This window comes from Staphylococcus sp. HMSC072B07 (genome assembly GCF_001815505.1).
GTDB lineage: Bacteria > Bacillota > Bacilli > Staphylococcales > Staphylococcaceae > Staphylococcus > Staphylococcus simulans.
In genome coordinates, this window is record NZ_KV820903.1 from 1 (window position 1) to 21,586 (window position 21,586).

Sequence of the window (21,586 nt, forward strand, 5' to 3'; positions counted from 1 at the left end):
CAAGTTATAACGGTAGTTTGTCTACGGTCTGAAACCTTGCTGCGAGAGCAAGGTTTCATTACTTTATTAAATTAATCGCTTGAGCGTGCAATTAAGATAAATCTTAATAATTCTGCAACTGCAACAGCTGTTGAAGCTACATATGTCATTGCTGCAGCACTCAATACTTTGCGTGCATGTTTATATTCTTTGTCATTAACGATATGCAATGATTTGATATTATTCATCGCACGTTTACTTGCATCAAATTCTACAGGTAATGTGATGATTGAGAACAACACTGCAAATGCCATTAAGAAAATCCCAATCCATAACGCTGTAGAACCGATTGCCATTTGCATCGAAGTTAATACGATACCTGCCATAATTAAAATGTATGACAAGCTGCTACCGATATTAGCTAATGGGAACAATGCGTGTCTGAATCTCAAGTAGAAATAACCTTGAGCGTCTTGAATCGCATGCCCTACTTCGTGTGCCGCAATCGCTGTTGCAGCAACACTTGGACGATTGTAGTTCGCAGGAGATAAACGAATTACTTTTTTAGTCGGGTCATAGTGGTCTGATAAGAAACCTTGACCTTCTAGTACTTCAACATCATTGATACCATTGGCGTGTAATATTTCTTCAGCCACTTCTCGTCCAGTTTTACCACTTGTCGATCTGACTTGTGAATATTTTTCGTAGTTAGATTTAACTTTATGTTGTGCCCAAAGCGGCAAAATCATTAATATTGCAAAATAAATTATCATACTTACTAAAGACAAAATGCTCACTCCTTTATAACATTATTTTACTGAGAACGTAAACTTTGGTCAATTAATTTGCGTCGTATCAAAGGTTTTAAATAAAAATATAAAATGATGCATAGCGTACTTAATATAAACGCAATATATGCAACAAGTTCTAAATGCGTATCGATAAACGGATAGTATGGAAACTGCATAAAGACATAGTCTATTAAGTCATTATGGAATATCCAAATAATCGCAATGAGACCTGCACCTAAAGTGATTTTGAAGCGTGGATAAAATAATATGGCCTCAAATGCCATGATGCCATGTGACACTAATAACATCATCCCGCTGATTGTAATTTCATCGTATTGATAAAATAAAATCAAATTCATGATAACAGCCCATACACCATACTTGATGAGCGTCATAAATGCTAATGCTTCTATGATAGAACACTGTTTATTCAACAAGAACAACAAAATGGCAATACACAAAAAGAGCGAAGCTGTGGGACTATCTGGAATAAATATCCAATAATACCATGCAGCTTCTTTTAACTGACTGCCATACCATATGTAACCGTAAATTGTGCCTAAAATATTACAAACTAAAACTAATAAAAGAAATGGGCGTGCATATAACGCCCATCTCCACCACTGCAAGATACTCATCGCTTTCATTCCTTTGTTGGGAAATTATAAGATTTCGCTTTAATCGTATTTAATAAGTGAGACAGTCGATAGAAGTATTCAGGATCATTGATTTGCAAACTTAAATCTATTGTATTTTGTAGACGGTGAATCAATGATAATTCAGCTTGCGGTGTCGTTGTGACCGCATGCAGATCGCTCAAATGAGACGTATATTCTGGTGAAGTTAACAATTGTGCTAATAAAATTTCATCAATACGTATATCTCTTTTAGGGATATGAATTTTGATATCCAACACAGGCTTATCATATGCGATAAGACGGAAGATTTCATTGGTATTATGATACTGCTTCTGATCAAGCGTAAGTTTAATTCCAATACTTGAGGTTTCATTCACCGCAAGTTCAAGTGTATTACGATGTGATAATGGTTCATCTACAAAATATACGCTCTCTAAACGCTGAATATCAGACTTGATTAAATTCAATATCCATACGCTGATCCTAGATTTAAATTCATATTGAAAGAGTAAATAATCAATCAAGTTTTTCTTCTGCAGATTTAAACTTTCATAATCTCTCATTAAAATTCACCAACACCTTAATCGTATTGCAGTCGTTCAGCTTCTTGTTGCCATTCATCATTGTTTGGATCAAGTTCTAATAATTTAGGTAATAATTGTTTAGCTTGTGCAATTTGTCCTGTTTCAATTAAGAAGAAGTAATAATCTCCTAAGAAATCAGGATTATTTTCAAATGTAGGATAAGCGAGATCGAAGAAATGCTGCGCTTCTTTATCACGTTCTTCTGCTCCTAACGCATAAGCTAAGTTCCACATAAAGCGAGGATCTAAATCGTCTTCGCTCGCATATTGTAAGAGCGCGATAATCGATTCATTATCTTCTTTAGTACGATAATAGCTACTAAGTTCAATTAAAGGTTCTTGATAAGCGTTATCTACTTCTAATGCGTTAAGTAAGAGTTTTACCCCTTTTTCAGCATCTCCTTGATCTAATTCGAGTTTACCTGTTGATAACATTAGCTCTTTGTAGAAAACATTAAGTCGTAAACCTTCGTGACCGACTTCAATGGCTGACTTATAATCTCTTTGATGTAAATAAAGCTGTTGGAGATAAAAATAGCCTTGAATGTAATCAGGGTCTTTTTCCATTAATGTGCTCATAATTTTAATGGCTTCTTGAACTAATTCATTTTTTTCATATGCTAATGCTTTCTTCATATAGTCTTCTGGGGTCATGTCTTGCTCATGAATGTCGTCATATAGTTTAATTGCGTCGTCATAGTTACCGCTTTGTAAAGCACTATCTGCAAGTCGCGCATACAAGTTGACCCCGTTTACCATATATTCACCAGTTTCTAGAACTGTTTCATATTCTGCAGACGCACGTAAATATTGCCCATCGAAGTACATCAATTCAGCAAGGGCGAAATGCAGAACGGGATCATTCGGTTCTAACTCAATCGCTTCTTGGACTTTATCAATGGCTACTTCAAGCATATTAATTTGTTGATATAAATCTGCTTCTAACATTAAACGTTCTGTAGTCAGGTCTGCTTGGCTCAAATATTCTAAAGCTTCATCTGTCTTATCCTCAGAAATCAATCCATCAATGAAATAAATCAATAATTCTGGTTCGTTTGGATATTTATTATATAAGGCTCTAAATACTTCTAAACCTTGAGGAGTTAAACCATAGTTATAGAGTGTTTCTCCTAACATGAATAATGTATCGTCATCAGCTGTTGAAATTGCTTGCTCAACTCTGCTGTCTAAGTTATCTATTTTTTGCAGATGAATATCATCAATTAATTTTTGTGTATCTTCCATACTTTCAAATTATCCTTTCTGTGCTATCGATTTAAGTAAAGGTAAGAATTCTGGGAATGAAGTGTTGACTGAATCGAATCGTTTGATGTGAAGCGGTTCAGTTCCTAATAGTGACGCAATTGCCAAGGTCATTCCAATGCGATGATCAGTGTAAGAACTTACCTCTGCTGCATGTTCGAATGTAGATGGATGAATCACAAAACCATCATTGGTTGGATGAACTTCAAAGCCGAGTAAGCCGAGTTCATCTGAAGTTGTTTCAATTCGATTCGTTTCTTTGTATTTTAACTCTTCTGCATCTTTAATCACGCTTGAACCTTGTGCTTGTGTACATAACAAAGCAACGATTGGAATCTCATCGATTGCGCGTGTAATTAATTCGCCTGATATGTCGAGTGGTTTTAAATCGGGTGTGTATTTGATGCGTAAAGAAGCTGTAGGTTCCGCCCCTTCTGTCACATTGAAAATTTCAATGTTCGCATTCATTTTCTGTACTATATCTATAATACCAGAACGTGTCTCATTCATTCCTACATTATGAATTGTAATATCGCTGTCTGGTGTAATTAATGCTGCAACAATAAAGAAAGCAGCTGATGAAATATCACCCGGCACTTTAAAATCTCTGGCTTGAATAGAATCAATCGCACGTGGTGTCGTTTCAATTGTCATACCATCAGTTTTAATCGGTATTTGATAATGTGCAAACATGGTTTCCGTGTGGTTGCGTGTAATACCTATCTCGTGAGTTATAGAAGACGCATCAGAAAATAAGCTCGCAAATAGAATGGCACTTTTAACTTGTGCACTTGCTACTGGCATTTTATAATCGATGCCTTTAATTTGTCCTTTATTGATAATTAAAGGTGTATAATTGCCATCAATACCGCGAATTGCAGCGCCCATCTCAGTTAAAGGATCAATGACTCTGTTCATAGGTCGTTTGCCGATAGATTCGTCACCAGATAATACAGAATCAATTCCTAATCCACTAAGTAATCCAGCCATGATACGTGTCGTCGTACCTGAATTACCCGTATACAAGGTTTGATGTGGTGTAACGAATTTTTGATAACCTGGAGAATTTACAATTACTTTATCATCTTCAACTTTAAACTCAACACCAAGTTGGCGAAATATTTGAATTGTACGTAGGCAGTCTTCTGCCAATAAAGGTTTATAAATAGTTGATTGTCCTTCTGCTAATGAACTTAACATAATCGCACGGTGTGTCATAGATTTATCACCAGGTACTTCTATTTCACCGCGTAAAGGACCTTGAACATTGATTTCTTCAGTTTTACTCATTAGTTTCACTCACTTTAACAGGTTTTGTAGTTGTTCAAATGCATTTTTGAGCACAGTATTATCAACATGTGTCACCACTGGTTTGCCAATTTCAGACAAGAGCACCATCTGAACGCCATTTTGATCGTTTTTCTTATCTTTTAACATTAAATTTAATAAAGGTTGGAATTCAGCATTTAAAACAACATTAATCGGATATTCCAATTTTTGCATATAATCTACGAAGTGTTGGACATCATAATTTGTGTTTAAAATGAGATTAGAAACAATGAATTGATAAATGATACCAATCATTACTGCGTGACCATGTGGTATTTTCTCATGATATTCAACCGCATGTCCAAAGGTATGACCAAGATTTAAGAATTTGCGTTTCCCTTGTTCATGTTCATCAGCAACAACGATATTCAGTTTTGTTTCAATACCTTTAAGTAAGAAATCATCTAATTGGTTAAGTTCTGATAATGCAGTTTTATTTGGATAAGCTGCTTCAATTTCACTTAGCGCACTTTCGCCGTTCAATAATGCGTGTTTATATACTTCAGCATAGCCACTGCTGATTTCAACATAAGGTAATGATGTTAAAAAGTCTAAGTCATATATAACAGCTTTAGGACGATGGAAAGCACCTACTAAGTTTTTACCTTGAGACGTATTGATACCTACTTTACCGCCAACGCTTGAATCATGTGCAAGAATGGTTGTTGGTACTTGTATAAAATCTACGCCACGTAATAATGTTGCAGCTACAAATCCGGCAAAATCTCCAACCACGCCTCCCCCGATAGCGACTATACATGTATTACGTGTGATACCTGTTTCTAAAAGTTGTTCAAGCACAGACTCATAAACAGAAAAGGACTTCGTTTGTTCGTTTCCTTCTACTGAAATCATATGTGAAATCTGATTTGATTTGATAGCTGAAGTTGCTTGTTCTATTTTGGTTGGATGAAAACTTGCTACATTTTTATCAACAATGAAAGCGACATCTCTGTATTGTGACAAAAAAGTACTTAAATGAGTCATTGCATCATGCTGAATAATAATAGGATAGTTATTGTCTTGATATGTTGTCATCAGTTGCATCTTAATCACCTTTGATTTTAAAATTCAATGTTACGTTGTCTGCGTTCTTCTACTTGTGCTTGAAGTTGTTCCATATAGTTTGATTGGAATTCTTCTAATAATGATTTCGTAATTTCAAATGCTACTGCATGTTCACAAACGATACTTGCTGCTGGTACGGCGCAGCTGTCTGAACGTTCAATTGTAGCTTTGAATGGCTCTTTTGTTTCAATATCTACAGAAGCTAATGGTTTATAAAGAGTTGGGATAGGCTTCATCACACCGTTGACTACAATCGGCATACCATTGCTCATTCCGCCTTCTAAACCGCCGAGATGGTTCGAAGCACGTGTATAGCCTGTTTCTTCATTATAAAGAATTGGATCTTGGATTTGACTGCCTGGTTTTTCGGCTGCTTTAAATCCTTCGCCGAAGCTTACACCTTTAAAGGCATTGATACCGACTACCCCCTGAGCAATTCTGCCGTCTAATTTACGATCGTAATGAACATAACTGCCGACACCGACTGGCATATGATCAACAATTACTTGTACGACACCACCAAGTGAATCGCCGTCTTTTTTAGCTTGATCGATTTTATCTCTGATTGCTTGTGCTTTTTCTTCATTGACAACACGAACATCATTACTATCTTCATGAGATTTAATTGTTTCCAAATCATATTCAGCGTCATCTTTGATACCACCGATTTCAACGACACGGCTGTATATATCAATACCTAATTGTTTTAATAAAATTTTACATAAGGCACCGACAGCTACACGCGCAGCTGTTTCTCTTGCAGATGAACGCTCTAAGACGTTTCTTAAATCACGATGATTGTATTTAATACCGCCGACAAGGTCTGCATGACCAGGTCTTGGTTTTGAAATTTTACGTTTCATTTGTTCTTGTTCTTCTTCAGAAATAGGAGCAACACCCATAATATTTCTCCAATGTGTAAAGTCGTCGTTTGTCACTACAAAAGTAATTGGGCTTCCTAATGTATAACCATTACGCACACCAGAAACAATCTCTACTGCATCTTTTTCAATTTTCATTCGACGACCACGACCATAACCGCCTTGACGTTTAAACATTTCTACGTTGATATCTTCAGCTGTTACAGCTAAATTAGCTGGAACGCCCTCAACAATTACAGTCAGTTGCGGTCCATGGGATTCTCCAGAAGTTAAAAATCTCATTATGCAATCACTCCATCTCAAATTAGTAATAATAAGTATACCTACTATCATAGCACACGTGAAATACGGACAGAAACAATTAAAATGATTTAATAGTAAAATTTTTCTGACTATTATAGCGGGTAAAAAATAAAACCAGACTGAATAAGTAATTCAATCTGGTTTACATTGGATAAAATGAATTTAATTTGTATACTCTATATTATTATTCGTATAACCATTCTTCATTGTTGGCTGTGTAAACACTTAGTTCATTAGGTTCGAACCATAAGCTGATTTCTCTTTTCGCAGATTCTGGAGAATCTGAACCATGAATAACATTTCTGCCTACAGTTAAGCCTAGGTCACCTCTGATAGTACCTGGTGCTGCTTCAGTTGGATTTGTTTTACCAATCATATTTCTTGTTACTTCTACTACATTTTCACCTTCAACTACCATCGCAAATACTGGTGCTGAAGTAATAAATGAAACAAGACCTTCGTAGAATGGTTTATCAGCATGTTCACCGTAATGTGTTTCTGCTAATTCTTTGGAAACAGTCATAAATTTACCGCCAACGAGTTTTAATCCTTTTTTCTCTAAACGAGTGATGATTTCTCCAACGATATTACGTTGAACACCATCTGGTTTAATCATTAGAAAAGTTCTTTCCATTTCGCAAATCCTCCTGAAAATAGATGTGTATTTTTATGAATCTAAATAAATACATTTTTAGTTTAACAGTTTATTTAAGCGCTTTCAATATTTTGTGATTGTTTTTTATACATTTCTAGATTCCATACGCTTAATTAGCTTTTTAAACCATGTTGTAGCTGTGTTTTCTTCTAATTCATCTAACAAACGTACTGCTTTTTGTAAATAATGACGACTCACTTGCTTAGATTGGTCGATGCTGTCAGATTGTCTAATATAATTAACACAATAAATAAAATCTTCTTTTGGGCTATTTGGTTGTAATGCATCAATCTTTTGTTTGAATGATGGATTATTTCTGATTTCTAATAGCACTGGTAACGTTATATGACCATTCATTAAGTCGCTGCCAACTGGTTTACCTAGTTGTTTCTCAGTACTTGTAAAGTCTAGAATATCATCGACAATCTGAAAACTCATTCCAATATAATGTCCGATTCTTTTCATTTTATTAGCCGTTTTAGTATCTGCATGTGCAGATAATGCACCTAGTTCTGTCGCTAATTGAATCAACAAAGCTGTTTTGCGGTTAATTCGACGTAAATAATTTGTGACAGGTTGGTTGGAGTTGAATTGATCTTGGAATTGGAAGAGTTCCCCACGACATACATCTACAATAGCATGTGATAAAATTGTATGTATTCTTTTGTCTTCAATTGATGCAATGTGTTTTAATGCTAAAGCTAATAAGTAATTCCCTGTTAATATCGCTGTATCTTGATCCCATTTTTTACTGATAGTCAAACGGCCTCTGCGTTTATCACTTTTATCAATCACATCGTCATGCACTAAAGTTGCCATATGAATCAATTCTAACGAAACAGCAATCTTATAAGTATCTTTGTTTCTAGGTGAATCCCCATATTCACTGCTTAAAATAACAAAAGACGGACGCACACGTTTACCGCCTGATGAAAGTAAATGGTGTGCCGCCTCTTCTAATACAACATTATTGCTTTTTATTGTGTCCTTCAGTTGTCTTTCAATTTTTTTAACTTCTCTATTAATGTTCAGCTTATCCACATTAATCACCTTTTGCTGTTTCTTTTTCCTTATACCCTAAATGCATTGCGGCAACTCCGCCAGTGAAACTTTTAACTTCAATATCTCTGAACCCTGCTAATCGGAACAGCGCTTTAAGTTCATCACGATCTGGGAAGTTGAAAGCTGACTGTTGAAGCCATTCATATTCTTCTTTAGATTTAGCGAAAAACTTACCGAAAATCGGCATAACAAATTTAAAGTATAATTGATAAAGTTGTTTGAAAACTGGGATTGTAGGTTGGCTTGTTTCTAAGCAGACCACCATGCCACCTGGTTTTAAAACACGGTTCATTTCTTTAAGTGCAATGACATAATCAGGGATATTTCTTAATCCGAAACCAATTGTTACGTAATCAAATTCATTATCATCAAAAGGTAATTCCATGGCATCGCCTTGTACAAGTTGAATGTTAGCCATATTTTTAGTCTTTTCTTCTCCAACTTTTAACATGTTTTCACTGAAATCTAGACCAATGACTTCACCTGTAGGACCGACAGCCTTGCTTAATGAAATTGTCCAGTCCGCTGTACCGCAACAAACATCTAATGCTTTGCTGCCAGGTTTAACTTGCATTGATTTCATGACGCGTTTACGCCATACTTTGTGCTGTTCAAAACTGATAATATTATTGAGTCGATCATACTTAGTGGAAATGTTTTGAAAGACTTTGTGCACTTTTTCTTTATCTGCTTTATTTTTAGCCATATATATTACCTCTACTTTATTTTATATTACTGCGCAATTCATTAAAAATAGCTTCGAGTTCTGTTTCACTATAATCTTTAAGATACGCTGGATAATTTTCTGAAGCGTATTGAATTAAACTATCTTTTGCGTTGCTTAATTCAACATTTGGATTGAAATGCTGGATGGTAATTGCAGGGAAAATAGTTTCAATATATCGAACTGCGTCTTTTATCGCGTCATGAGAAAGCGTTTTGTAATGCAAAGCGGTTTTTAATTCGTTTACTTTAATGATTGCATTGCTCATAGCTTCTAGATATTCTGAATCATTGATAGATGCTGTCAACGTATAAAAATGTGCACTGATCAAATCCCCTATCAGAATCGCATTTTTAGAAAGATGACTACTCGTGATTGAATCAAGATGACTCATGGATGTATCAATTGCGAGGCATGCTAATTTTGCGTCAGGCAAAATATCTTGCGCATCAAGTACATGAGCCAATTGATGATTATACTGAATTGGTTCATGACTATGTATACCATTAAGCTTACGATCTATTTGGTTTTTTAATGTACTTAATGTTGAATCCATGTCTGCACCTCACGTTATTAATCAATAATCATCTTAACATTATATATAGAAAAATAAAATCACTTTTGTTCAACTGCTTGCAATATCTAGCAATTTCAGTCGTAAAAGTAATTCAATGTAAAAGTATGTAATAAAAAGAAAAGCCCCGAAAAGGGCTTTTCTGTTAAGTATTGAATTCATTATTTAACTGCATCTTTTAAAGCTTTACCAGCTTTGAATGCTGGAACTTTGCTTGCTGGGATGTCGATTTCTTTACCAGTTTGCGGGTTGCGACCTTTACGGGCTGCACGTTCGCGAACTTCAAAGTTACCGAAACCAATCAATTGTACTTTTTCACCGTTTGATAGTGAGTTTTGAATTGATTCGAATACAGCATCAACTGCTAAACCAGCTTCTTTTTTAGTTAATTCAGCTTGTTCTGCAACAGCATTAATTAAGTCTGTTTTGTTCATTATGAGTCACCTCCCAAGGGTTTGCTAATGATAACTTAATATCATTATGCTATGACTTTAACACAACGGCTCTTACTATCGCAATTATTTATAAGCATAAAACCGCGATTTATAAGGTTTTTTAGCCACCTATGTGTAAATATACAATAATAGTAAATTAATTTAATTTCTATTCTGACTTTTTGTCTCTATCCATTAATAATTTTAAACTTTTCTCTAGTGGCACATTTTCAAACAATACGCCATATAATGCAGATGTTATCGGCATATCAATGTGTTTTTCTTTAGCTAAATTATGCACAGATTCAGTTGTATAGAATCCTTCAGCAACCATGTTCATTTCTGAAAGTGCTTCTTCTACTGTTTTACCTTGGCCGATTTTATACCCAAGTGTATAGTTTCTTGAATGCGTTGAAGTACAAGTTACAATTAGGTCCCCGATACCGCCGAGACCTAAAAACGTCATCGGATCTGCGCCAAGTGCTTCCCCTAATCTGCTGATTTCAGCTAATCCACGTGTCATTAAGGCTGCTTTAGCATTATCGCCGAACCCCATACCAGCTACAATACCACTAGCCACGGCAATAATGTTTTTTAAAGCGCCTCCTAATTCTACGCCGACCAAATCGTTATTCGTGTATACACGCAGGTATTCATTCATAAATAAATCTTGTGTTAATTTACTGATTTCTGGGTCTTTAGAAGAAGCTGCAACAGTTGTTGGTTGTTGAATAACTACCTCTTCCGCGTGACTTGGTCCAGATAATACAGCAACACCGCCATTATGTTCTGGCGCTACAGAATCTTCAATCATTTCTGATACACGTTTGAATGTTGAGTTTTCAATTCCTTTTGCGACATGGATAAACACTTTTTTCGAATCTAATTTCTCATCGATTTGTTTAACTACTTCTCTAATAGCTTTTGTTGGTAACGCAATCAGATACGTATCTGAAAAATTGACAGCTTCTTCTAAATCAGAAGTGGCTTTAATTGTCTCTTCTAATTTAGCTTCGTTTAGATAGCGTGAATTTGTATGATAAGTATTGATTTCCTCAATGCTTTGTTTATTTTTACCCCACATTAAGACCTCGTGACCGTTTTGTGCGAGTACATTCGCTAATGCTGTACCAAAACTGCCCATACCAAAAACGGCAACCTTACTCATATACTTCATCCTTTCAATACTAATTTCGTTTTCTTGGAATTATTTTGATTGGTGTTCCTTCGAAACCAAATGCATCTCGAATCTGATTTTCTAAGTAGCGTTTATATGAGAAGTGCATTAGTTCTTCATCGTTAACAAATACCACAAATGTTGGTGGTTCAATAGCAACTTGTGTTGCATAGAACACTTTTAATCTGCGACCTTTATCAGTCGGTGTTGGATTCATTGCGATAGCATCTGTGATGACTTCATTCAATGTTGAGCTTTGAACACGTTTTTTATGGTTTTCGCTCGCTTCATTGATTAATGGGAACAATGTACGTAAACGTTGTTTTTCTTTCGCAGAAACAAATGCGATTGGTGCATAATCTAAGAATTGGAAGTTTTTACGAACTTCGTCTTCGAATTTTTTCATGGTTTTACTGTCTTTTTCAAGCGTATCCCATTTATTTACTACTATAACAATAGCTTTACCCTCTTCGTGTGCATACCCTGCAACACGCTTGTCTTGTTCAATAATACCCTCTTCAGCATCTAAGACAACAAGTACGACATTAGAGCGCTCTATGGCCTTTAATGCGCGTAATACAGAGTATTTCTCTGTTGATTCATATACTTTACCTTTTTTACGCATACCTGCTGTATCAATTAAGACATAATCTTGTCCTTCATAAGAATATTCTGTGTCAATGGCATCGCGTGTTGTGCCGGCGATATTAGAAACAATAACACGATCTTCCCCAAGAATTGCATTGACTAAGCTGGATTTACCAACATTAGGACGTCCGATTAAAGATAATCTGATAGTGTCTTCATCATAAAGATCATCGCCTTCATCTTTGAAGTGTTTAGCTACTTCATCTAACAAATCCCCTAAACCAAGTCCATGTGAACCTGAAATTGGGAATGGTTCTCCGAAACCAAGTGCATAGAAATCATAAATGTCTGCTCTCATTTCTGGATTATCAACTTTGTTGACAGCTAAAACGACAGGTTTATTTGTTTTATAAAGCATCTGCGCAATCATTTCGTCAGTTTGCGTTAATCCTTCACGTTGGTTAACCATGAAAATAATAACATCTGCTTCATCAATTGCGACTTCAGCTTGTGCTCTGATTTGTGTTTGGAATGGTGCATCAGATAATTCAATACCGCCTGTATCAATGATATTGAAGTCATGTGTCAACCATTCACCGCTAGAATAGATGCGGTCTCTTGTAACGCCGGGTGTATCTTCTACAATCGATACACGCTCTCCGACAATTCTATTGAATATTGTGGATTTACCGACATTCGGTCGACCTACAATAGCAATAACAGGTTTAGTCATAAGCTAACTTCCTCTCTTTCATATATCTAGTTAATTTTATCACATGACTTATTTAAAGCAAAAGAAATTTAGGCAATAAAAAAGTCAAGACTGTAAAGTGTGAAGTTAGGACACTTACTACAGTCTTGACTGATGTTAGCGAATTACTTATTAAAATTTAAGGTTTTTCAATTTGTCGCCGAACATTTCACCTAATGTTGGGTTATCATTGTCTTCTTCATCATGTTTACCTTCAACATAGTCACGTGATTCGTCATCGTCGATTTGAAGTACTTCTTCTTCAGCTGGTACAGCTGCTTTGATAGAAAGTGAAATTCTTTCATTTTCTTCATCAACGCTTAGTACTTTCACAGTAACTGTTTGGTTAGGTGCTAGTACATCGCTAGGTTTAGCGATATGTTTGCGACTGATTTCTGAAATATGAACAAGTCCTTGAACGCCAGCAGAAATTTCTACAAATGCGCCGAAGTCAGTTAATCTTACCACGCGACCTTCAATAACTGAATCCGCATGGATTTCACCTTTAATACTTTCGAATGGGCTTGGTAAAGTATCTTTAATTGAAAGTGAGATTCTTTCTGAGTCTCTTTCAACAGATTTTACTTTTACTTTAACTTTTTCGCCCACTGAAACAACGTCTTCCGGTTTATCAACGTGTTCGTGAGAAAGTTCAGATACGTGAACTAAACCATCAACACCGCCGATATCTACGAAAGCACCAAAGTTAGTTAAACGTGCGATTGTACCTTCAATTACATCGCCTTCATTAAGAGATTCTAGTAATTCAGCTTTTTTAGCTTCATTACGCTCTTGTTCAACTGCTTTACGGCTAAGGATGACGCGATTATTTTCTGGATCAAGTTCTTCAACACGTAGTTCTAAAACTTGTCCATCAAAGCTTGAAAAGTCTTCAATGAAATCAGTAGAAATTAATGAAGCTGGGACAAACCCTCTTTGTCCTACGTCTACAACTAAACCGCCTTTAACGACTTCAGTTACTTTTGCTTCGATAATTTCGTTATTTTCTTGTTTCTCTTGTAAATATTGATAAGACTTCTCTTGTTCTAATTGACGAATTGAAAGGATATATGCACCTGTTTCATTTTCTTCGTCATTTTCTACCTTAGTCACATAAGCTTCTACCGCATCTCCTTCTTTGACAACCTCATTTGGGCTATCAATATGATGAGTAGATAATTGACTAATCGGTACAATACCGCTAAATTTGCCACCGTCGACATCAACAATCACTTGTTTTTCTTCGACTTTTTGGACTTGTCCAGAGATTTTATCTCCTTCTTTAATTTCATTAATCATTGATTCATTGAATTCTTCAGTCATCTTGTATGCCTCCTTGTACACTACATAATTATAACATCTTACAAACTGACAGAATTGTCAAGAAATTCACCTCTATTCACAAAAAGTGAAGAATTCTCTCAAGTTCTGCAGTAAAAAAGTATTATTTTTACGTTCCAATGTACGTATTTATTCTCACTATAATATATACCACAAAAACTCATTTATTATTCACAGTATGGCATAATTATTTGAATCTGTTAGCATCGCCATAGAATGATTATGAATTTTTATAATCAAATTAATATAATTAACATCAGCCTAACATCTGAAATTATGACTGCTTGTTTTGTGTTTCACTGATAAGTTGATTAATTACTTCAGCTACTTCTTCGATAGATTTTCCAGTTGTGTTCACAGTAATTGCATCATCTGCTTGACGTAATGGAGATATTTCACGAGACATGTCGTAATCATCACGTGCTTTGATTTCTTTTTTTAATTGATCTAAAGAGGAAGGAATTCCGCTTGCTTCATTTTCTTTTTGTCTGCGTTCAGCACGTTCATCAACAGATGCAATCATATATACTTTTAATTCAGCATCTGGTAACACTACTGTGCCAATGTCACGTCCATCCATCACAATCCCTTTCTCAGCAGCTAATTGTTGCTGTACTTCAACCGCAAATGTTCTAACTGGTTCTTTAGATGCTACGTAAGAAACATTTTGTGTGACTTCGTTAGAACGTAAGAAATCTGTAATATCTTCATCATTTAACAACACACGTTGACCTTTCACATCATCATAAACCAATTTTAATGTTACATTTTCAATAAGAGATTGAAAGTCTTCTGGTTTACCTTCTTTTAAATATTTATAGGTAATTGCACGATACATCGCGCCTGTATCTACATAGATCATAGAATGGCTTTCAGCAACCTTTCGTGCAATGGTACTCTTGCCCGCTGCTGCAGGGCCATCAATAGCTATATTAATTAAACTCATATCTAGAAAACCTTCCCTTGTCGTTTATTCATATTTATTTTATCATAAAAACGTATTATAGAGATAGGAGCGATGACATTGAAAAAGATTTTAGTCATGCATACCGGTGGTACAATCAGTATGTCTGAAGATGAAAGCAATAAAGTAGTAGAAAATGAAGAAAATCCCATTTCAAAGCACCATGATATTATCAAACAATATGCAGACGTTACTGAGATTAACCCTATTAATCTGCCGTCTCCCCATGTGACAATTGCAGATGTTGTTAAGCTCAGGGATGTTATTGAAGAAAACAGCAAGCATGATCAATACGATGGTTTTGTAATTACACATGGTACAGATACTTTAGAAGAAACAGCATACTTATTAGATTTAATTACACAAACTGACAAACCTATTGTAATCACAGGTGCAATGCGCTCCTCTAACGAAATCGGTTCAGATGGATTGTATAATTTCATTTCAGCACTTCGTGTGGCTGCTTCAGATGATTCATCTGATAAAGGTGTAATGGTTGTATTTAATGATGAAATTCACACTGCGCGAAATGTAACTAAAACACATACATCAAATACGAATACTTTCCAAAGTCCTAACCATGGACCATTAGGTGTATTAACAAAAACGAGTGTACAGTTTCACCATAAACCATACAGACATAAAATTTTAGATAAAATCAATCCGAAATTAGATGTACCTATTGTTAAAGCTTATATGGATATGCCGAGTGATATTTTCTTGTTTTACAGTGAAAGAGCAGTTGACGGTATTGTAGTTGAAGCCCTTGGACAAGGTAATTTACCCCCTACTGCTTTAAAAGGATTAATGGCTTGTTTAGATAAAGGTATTCCTATAATCCTGGTATCAAGATCATTTAACGGTATTGTTGGTCCTATCTATGCTTACGAAGGTGGCGGATACGATTTAGCACAAAGAGGCGTCATCTTTTCAAACGGTTTGAATGGTCAAAAAGCACGTCTTAAGCTCCTTGTTGCGATGAGCAATCATTATGATAAAGAACAACTTAAAGCATACTTTGATGCACAAGTATAATTGGATATAACTAAAAACCGAGAAGCAGCTAGTACTGTTTCTCGGTTTTTTGAGTATTGAATTAAGATTCAAGCGGTGTTTGTTTTTTAGCAACAATATTTTGTGCAATAATGCCACCGTGGAACTTGCCATTTTCAATGAAAATAGTATTTGCATCATTACCAGCTGCAATAACACCTGCAATATAGCAATTTTCTACATTTGTTTCGTAGGTTTCTCTATCATACACAGGTGCAGTACCGAATTCATTTGTATTAATATCGATACCAATCGTTTGTAAGAAGTCATAGTCTGGATGATAACCGATCATCGCAAAGACATAATCGTTAGGAATTGTATAAGATTCGCCTTCTTGTTCAAATGTTAGGCTATCCTCATCAATCTTAGTCACGTTTGCATTAAAATGCATATCGATTTTTTCATGTCTTACTAATGATTCGAAGTTAGGTAAAATCCATGGTTTGATTGCTGATGAATAATCTGAGCCACGGTAAAGTACTGTCACATTTGCACCTGCTTTTTCTAGTTCAAGCGCCGCATCAACTGCTGAGTTTTTACCTCCAATGATCACAACGTTTTGGTCAAAATAAGGATGTGCTTCTTTGAAGTAATGGAAGACTTTTGGTAATTTAGCACCCTCTACTTCTAATTCGTTATGTTGACCGTAATAGCCTGTCGCAACAGTCAAGAAACGACATTGATACGTATCTTTGGTTGTTGTAATTGTGAAGCGTTTACCCATTTTTTTAACTGTAAGCACTTCTTCAAATGCATGAATATTTAATTGATGATACTTAACAACTTCTCTATAGTACACCAACGCTTGATTTCTTCTTGGTTTATACTCTTCAACGATGAATGGTACATCGCCGATACTTAATTTATCACTAGAAGAAAAGAATGTTTGATGCGTAGGGTAATTATAAATAGACTCTACAACATTCCCTTTTTCTATTACTAATGTTTCAATTCCTTTTTTCTTTTGTTCAATCGCAGCACTTAACCCACAAGGTCCGCCGCCGATAATGATACTTTCTACTGTTTGCATACAGTTGACCTCCTTCTTCACACCCCTAATATTATATCAGTCATACAAATTTTTAAAAGGTATTCATCTTTTTTCATCTAAGAAAGATTAGAAATTGTGAAGCATTAATGAAAGAAAAAACCTCACTACCATTTTGTAGTGAGGCTAATATCATTATTGTGGAATAACTAGTTGTTGTCCATTTGAAATATTATTGTTGCTTAAACCATTTGCACGTTTGATTTTTTCAACATTTTCTGGTGTACCTTCACCATAGTATTGGATTGCAATTCTATATAAGTTTTCTTTACCGTATACTGTATGTGTTTGGCCACCTTGATTATGTTGTTGTGCTTGTTGTGCTTGTTGGTTTTGGTTGTATTGATTGTTTTGTTGACCTTGCTGATTTTGATTATATTGACCGTTTTGGTTTTGTGCAGCGTTTTGTTGTTGATCATAAGCATTTTGGTCTTGATCTTGTGCTTGTGATTCGTCAGTTGCTTCTGAATCTGAAGCGGCATGATGTTTAGAATGATCGTGTTTTGCTTCATCAGATTTTTTATCTTTGTTTTTGTTTGCTGCTTTTTTATCTTTATCTTCATTTTTATCTTTAGCTGCATCTTTATTTTTGTCTTTATCCGATTTTTGTGCAACTTTGTTGTCGTCTTGTGCTTTATGACTGCCTTGTTCTGTTAATGCTAAACCAGCAAAAATTGCGATAGCTGCGATTAATAATAAGCCTAAAAGTAAAGGAAGTAATTTTTTTAATCCACCTTTATTCTTTTTAGGCGGTTCTCCGTCATTGCCAGCACTGCCGTTTCCGGAACTACCATTGCCAGAACCGCCATTACCTGCGCCTCCGTTTCCAGTACCTGCATGCGCTGATTTGCTTGCAGCAGCGCATGCAGGTACACCGGCTGCACCAGCAGCAGCAGCTTTTTTACCGGAGTTGTCTTTTTTCGCAGTGTCTTTCTCTTTAGGTTGTTCATCAGCTTTTTGTTTTTCGGCCTTTTTCTTATCAGAATGTTTTTGAGCGGCTTTACCAGCAGCAGCGCCTCCAGCTACACCAGCTGCACCGGCAGCAGCAGCTTTTTTACCAGAGTTGTCTTTTTTTGTTGTGTCTTTCTCTTTAGGTTGCTCTTCAGTTTTTTGCTTTTCATCTTTTTTCTTATCAGAATGTTTTTGAGCAGCTTTACCAGCAGCAGCACCTCCAGCTACACCAGTTGCACCAGCAGCTGCAGCTTTTTTACCAGAGTTGTCTTTTTCAGTATTTGTGGGTTCTTCTTTTTTGATATCTTTATCTTTCTTATCATCTTTAGATTCAGAAGCTTTTTCATGATTTTTTTCTAAATCTTTACCGATAATACCGCCGCCAACACTGCCTGCTGCTGTACCTGCAGCTTTTTTCTTGCCGTTTTGTTGACCTTTTACAGTTTCAGAAATATGACCTTTTGACTCTTTTTTCGTTGGTTCTTCTTCTTGGCTATGTAAGTCATTTGGTTTTTCTGTCTTTTCTTCACGTTGATGTGTTGCAGTAGCACGTCTTCTTTGACGTCTTTTATGCGCGTTTCTCGGTGGGAAATGTTGTTCCTGCTTTTCTTTTATAGGTTCTTCTTGATGATTTGTTTCTGTGTCAACTGACTCGTCTAAATGATCAGGCTTTTTATGAGATGGTTTAGGATCAATCGATTGACGGTTGCGTTCAAAATCATCTTTGAAATTGTTGTTTGACAACGTCATCATCCTTTCTATATTAAAAATATTTTTATTTACATATGTAGTGTTCATACCCTAAATGAAGAGGTTGAAAAACACATCTTGTAAGTTAATTATAACTTGCAATACATACTAAGCAAAGAGAATTATACCCTATCTGCAACTTGTTTTTCAAAATAAAGTATCCATTTAACTACGTTGTCACAAGTTTATATTATTTCTACTAATATCTCTAGGATGTAAGTGGTTATTCACTAACCATAACATTAAATCAAAGGATAATGATTAATATTAAGTAAATATTTGGTTTAATTTTTCTAAATAATCCATTTTTCTTGCGACTTTCTTTTTATTCAATACATTTATAGGTTGAATTGTATTATCATTGTCACAACATTTTTCTGTCGGAGTGATCGTTTCTCCGAAATATGACATTAAATAATGACGTCTGCAAGTTGTTAAGTTTTTGTATCCCATCATGGTTAATAACCCTTCTTTTTTGCGTTGTTCTGAGATTGAGAAAATCGTTTTTATTTGTTCGATTGTATATTGAGTTGCTAAAACATCAAGAATTTCTGCCTTTTGTTCAGGTAAGTTGGCACCTTGATCAAATGCATCAATATCAGCTTCAGTTATGATATCCGCAAAAAGAATAGTTTCTAATAAGAAATAGTCGTCTGGTTGATAAAGACTGATAGCTTGGCTAAGTTGTCCATCCCTTCCGGCACGACCAATTTCTTGAAGGTAACTTGAAGGGCTGACCGGTAAATGATAATGAATGACTGTGCGGATATCAGGTTTGTTAATTCCCATGCCAAATGCACTTGTTGCGACAATCATAGGAATTTTATTTTGTATGAATTGTTGTTGTACAGTTTGTCTTTCTTGATATGATAAATCACCATGGTATATGCCGGTAAGGTAACCTTCATCATAAATCATTTGCGCTAGTTCCCTACACTTTTTCTTTGAAGATACATAAATAATAGTTGGTCCTGAATGTTCTATGAAAGATTTTAACCATTCATTTTTCTCGGCGTTATTTTCAAAGTTGAGATGAGATAACATAATATTATCTCTGCTCATTTTGGTTTTGACCACCTTCAATTTTGTCTGTACGATACCTTCTATATCCTCTTGTAAATGTAATGGTGCAGTTGCAGTCAGTGCGAGCAATGTCGCTTTTGGAAATTTTTTAGTGATCCTGCCAATTAACGCGTAATGCGGTCTGAAATCATACCCCCACTCTGTAATACAGTGTGCTTCATCAAGCACAATCATACCCAAATCTATCGAATCAATCCATTTAATATTATCTTGATGCAAGATAAATTCAGGACTTAAAAAGATAAACTTTGATGATTTCAATTGTTTTAAATTCTTCATCTTTTCTTCATAACTCATACCAGAGTGAATGTAACTGACAGAACGCTCTCCGTTCTTTCGCATCTGCATAACTTGATCATCCATTAATGAAATTAGAGGAGAAATGATAAGTGTGGGTTTTTGTTTAATATAAGTCGGCAGTTGATAGCACAAACTTTTACCACTACCAGTAGGTAAAATGCCTAAAGTGTGCTGATGATTCAATACATTTTCGATAATAGGTTTTTGACCTTCTTTAAATGAATCAAAGCCAAACCATTTTTTTAAAGCTTCTTCCAGCATCAAATCCCCTCCCTCGCTAATATGGTAATCGCAAGTTTAATTTCGAAATAGCTCATATTAGGAAACGCTGCCTTAAAATTTCGTAATCGTTCTTCTTGGCGGTCAATATAAAATGTTTTAAATTCATTTAAATCTTCCTTATCCAAATACAAGCTGTAATCAGTAAAATATCCTTTAATATATAGCTCAATGATATGGTCTTCAATTGTATTTAATTTTACGCCTTCTTTTTGTGCAATTGCTTCTAACGATAAACCGTTATTTACTAACTTTAATGTATCTTTAGTATTGATAGAAAGCGCAGGTAAGATAATAGCTTGGTGCAAGGTAGGAAAAGTCTCTTGATCTTCCAATAAATGCATCATCTCGACTAAATCATTCATTTTAATGATGGCTAACTCTGACATTTTTAAATTTTCGATTAAGCTGACTTGTTGGTTCGTATACATGACTTCATCATAACCTTGTAAGAAATAATGCAATATAGAACGCGGCTGTGCTTGGTTTAATAGTTCGAAAAGCTGATATATCTCTGTTTTAAATGCATCTAAGCTTTGCTGTGCTTCAAGCTTAAAATAAATAGTTTTTACTCGCTTTTGTACTTTACTGATTTCTGAAACGGGTATAAAAGAAAGCGTGTGATGTTGTTTGAATGAAATGGTTTGTATTAACAACTGCAAAACTTGAAAAGTCTGTTGGATACTTTCAAAGGTATAACGTGTTGAAACTTTTAACGGAATTGATGATAAATCTTCGTTATTCTGATGATAGATTCGTTCGAATGACGTATATTTTAAATCAGGTTGACTATGATATAATGATAAAAGTTGTTGGCTACATGCATCAAAGTAGGTTTGATGCGTTTTAGCACCAATCAGTATATTGTAGATACTTTTGTCAGTTTTATAATGAAATGCATTTTTTTTTATGTATTGAATTATTTCGTTCAAATCCATCATCACCTATGACTTATAGTATTGAAAAAAGATAAACTGGTGTTAAAATATAAATTACGTTATCAGTGTAGCATTTTTA

Annotated in this window: 21 protein-coding genes; 1 reads left to right on the plus strand and 20 read right to left on the minus strand. The window is 35.2% G+C overall.

All coding sequences use genetic code 11. The features are described from left to right. Nucleotides 1-71 precede the first annotated feature (71 nt). From HMPREF3031_RS04405 to cmk, 16 genes are all read right to left on the minus strand, one after another. Nucleotides 72-752, minus strand: coding sequence for a zinc metallopeptidase (locus HMPREF3031_RS04405; RefSeq protein ID WP_096754697.1), 681 nt, complete (start codon nt 750-752; stop codon nt 72-74). A 41-nt stretch (nt 753-793) separates the two neighbouring features. After that, nucleotides 794-1,408 (minus strand): DUF1405 domain-containing protein, encoded by a 615-nt coding sequence (locus tag HMPREF3031_RS04410; protein WP_002480966.1) that lies wholly within the window; start codon nt 1,406-1,408, stop codon nt 794-796. A gap of 5 nt (nt 1,409-1,413) precedes the next feature. Then, nucleotides 1,414-1,971: a YpiB family protein gene (locus HMPREF3031_RS04415; protein WP_002480967.1), complete on the minus strand. Its 558-nt coding sequence runs from the start codon at nt 1,969-1,971 to the stop codon at nt 1,414-1,416. Between the two features lie 17 nt (nt 1,972-1,988). Beyond that, the gene (locus HMPREF3031_RS04420; protein ID WP_002480968.1) at nt 1,989-3,236 is read right to left on the minus strand and encodes a tetratricopeptide repeat protein; all 1,248 of its coding nucleotides are present in this window, start codon (nt 3,234-3,236) and stop codon (nt 1,989-1,991) included. 9 nt (nt 3,237-3,245) lie between these two features. Further along, a complete protein-coding gene (aroA, locus tag HMPREF3031_RS04425; RefSeq protein ID WP_002480969.1) occupies nt 3,246-4,544 on the minus strand; it encodes a 3-phosphoshikimate 1-carboxyvinyltransferase in 1,299 nt (432 codons plus the stop codon). Between the two features lie 9 nt (nt 4,545-4,553). Continuing rightward, the gene (gene aroB / locus HMPREF3031_RS04430; protein WP_002480970.1) at nt 4,554-5,630 is read right to left on the minus strand and encodes a 3-dehydroquinate synthase; all 1,077 of its coding nucleotides are present in this window, start codon (nt 5,628-5,630) and stop codon (nt 4,554-4,556) included. 17 nt (nt 5,631-5,647) lie between these two features. After that, nucleotides 5,648-6,814, minus strand: a complete 1,167-nt coding sequence (gene aroC / locus HMPREF3031_RS04435; RefSeq protein ID WP_002480971.1) for a chorismate synthase — start codon at nt 6,812-6,814, stop codon at nt 5,648-5,650. A gap of 205 nt (nt 6,815-7,019) precedes the next feature. Beyond that, complete coding sequence (ndk, locus tag HMPREF3031_RS04440; protein WP_002480972.1) at nt 7,020-7,469, minus strand: nucleoside-diphosphate kinase; 450 nt, start codon at nt 7,467-7,469, stop codon at nt 7,020-7,022. 105 nt (nt 7,470-7,574) lie between these two features. Then, entirely contained in the window at nt 7,575-8,531 is a 957-nt protein-coding gene (locus HMPREF3031_RS04445) for a polyprenyl synthetase family protein (protein ID WP_002480973.1), read from the minus strand. Between the two features lies 1 nt (nt 8,532). Continuing rightward, nucleotides 8,533-9,258 carry a demethylmenaquinone methyltransferase gene (locus HMPREF3031_RS04450; protein ID WP_002480974.1) on the minus strand — a complete coding sequence of 242 codons (726 nt, stop codon included), beginning with the start codon at nt 9,256-9,258 and terminating at the stop codon, nt 8,533-8,535. Between the two features lie 16 nt (nt 9,259-9,274). Next, complete coding sequence (locus HMPREF3031_RS04455) at nt 9,275-9,832, minus strand: hypothetical protein (protein ID WP_002480975.1); 558 nt, start codon at nt 9,830-9,832, stop codon at nt 9,275-9,277. A 179-nt stretch (nt 9,833-10,011) separates the two neighbouring features. Further along, on the minus strand, nt 10,012-10,284 hold the full coding sequence (locus HMPREF3031_RS04460) for an HU family DNA-binding protein (protein ID WP_002480978.1): 273 nt from the start codon (nt 10,282-10,284) through the stop codon (nt 10,012-10,014). Between the two features lie 169 nt (nt 10,285-10,453). Then, nucleotides 10,454-11,452, minus strand: coding sequence for an NAD(P)H-dependent glycerol-3-phosphate dehydrogenase (locus HMPREF3031_RS04465; RefSeq protein WP_002480979.1), 999 nt, complete (start codon nt 11,450-11,452; stop codon nt 10,454-10,456). A 19-nt stretch (nt 11,453-11,471) separates the two neighbouring features. Continuing rightward, complete coding sequence (gene der, locus HMPREF3031_RS04470; protein ID WP_002480980.1) at nt 11,472-12,782, minus strand: ribosome biogenesis GTPase Der; 1,311 nt, start codon at nt 12,780-12,782, stop codon at nt 11,472-11,474. 150 nt (nt 12,783-12,932) lie between these two features. Next, nucleotides 12,933-14,123 (minus strand): 30S ribosomal protein S1, encoded by a 1,191-nt coding sequence (gene rpsA, locus HMPREF3031_RS04475; RefSeq protein WP_002480981.1) that lies wholly within the window; start codon nt 14,121-14,123, stop codon nt 12,933-12,935. A gap of 292 nt (nt 14,124-14,415) precedes the next feature. Further along, complete coding sequence (gene cmk / locus HMPREF3031_RS04480; RefSeq protein ID WP_002480982.1) at nt 14,416-15,087, minus strand: (d)CMP kinase; 672 nt, start codon at nt 15,085-15,087, stop codon at nt 14,416-14,418. Between the two features lie 78 nt (nt 15,088-15,165). Here cmk and HMPREF3031_RS04485 point away from each other — a divergent pair, with 78 nt between their 5' ends. Then, nucleotides 15,166-16,140 carry an asparaginase gene (locus HMPREF3031_RS04485; protein WP_002480983.1) on the plus strand — a complete coding sequence of 325 codons (975 nt, stop codon included), beginning with the start codon at nt 15,166-15,168 and terminating at the stop codon, nt 16,138-16,140. A gap of 61 nt (nt 16,141-16,201) precedes the next feature. On the opposite strand, the gene ypdA is transcribed toward HMPREF3031_RS04485, so the two are convergent. The 4 genes from ypdA to HMPREF3031_RS04505 all read right to left on the minus strand — a co-directional run bounded on the left by ypdA (nt 16,202) and on the right by HMPREF3031_RS04505 (nt 21,507). Continuing rightward, nucleotides 16,202-17,188, minus strand: a complete 987-nt coding sequence (gene ypdA / locus HMPREF3031_RS04490; protein WP_002480984.1) for a bacillithiol disulfide reductase YpdA — start codon at nt 17,186-17,188, stop codon at nt 16,202-16,204. Nucleotides 17,189-17,341: 153 nt separating this feature from the next. Next, the gene (locus HMPREF3031_RS04495; protein WP_002480985.1) at nt 17,342-18,901 is read right to left on the minus strand and encodes a LysM peptidoglycan-binding domain-containing protein; all 1,560 of its coding nucleotides are present in this window, start codon (nt 18,899-18,901) and stop codon (nt 17,342-17,344) included. A 273-nt stretch (nt 18,902-19,174) separates the two neighbouring features. Further along, nucleotides 19,175-20,551: a RecQ family ATP-dependent DNA helicase gene (locus HMPREF3031_RS04500; protein WP_070724636.1), complete on the minus strand. Its 1,377-nt coding sequence runs from the start codon at nt 20,549-20,551 to the stop codon at nt 19,175-19,177. Then, nucleotides 20,551-21,507, minus strand: a complete 957-nt coding sequence (locus HMPREF3031_RS04505) for a helix-turn-helix domain-containing protein (RefSeq protein ID WP_002480987.1) — start codon at nt 21,505-21,507, stop codon at nt 20,551-20,553. Before HMPREF3031_RS04505 ends, HMPREF3031_RS04500 begins: the two co-directional genes overlap by 1 nt. Nucleotides 21,508-21,586 lie beyond the last annotated feature (79 nt).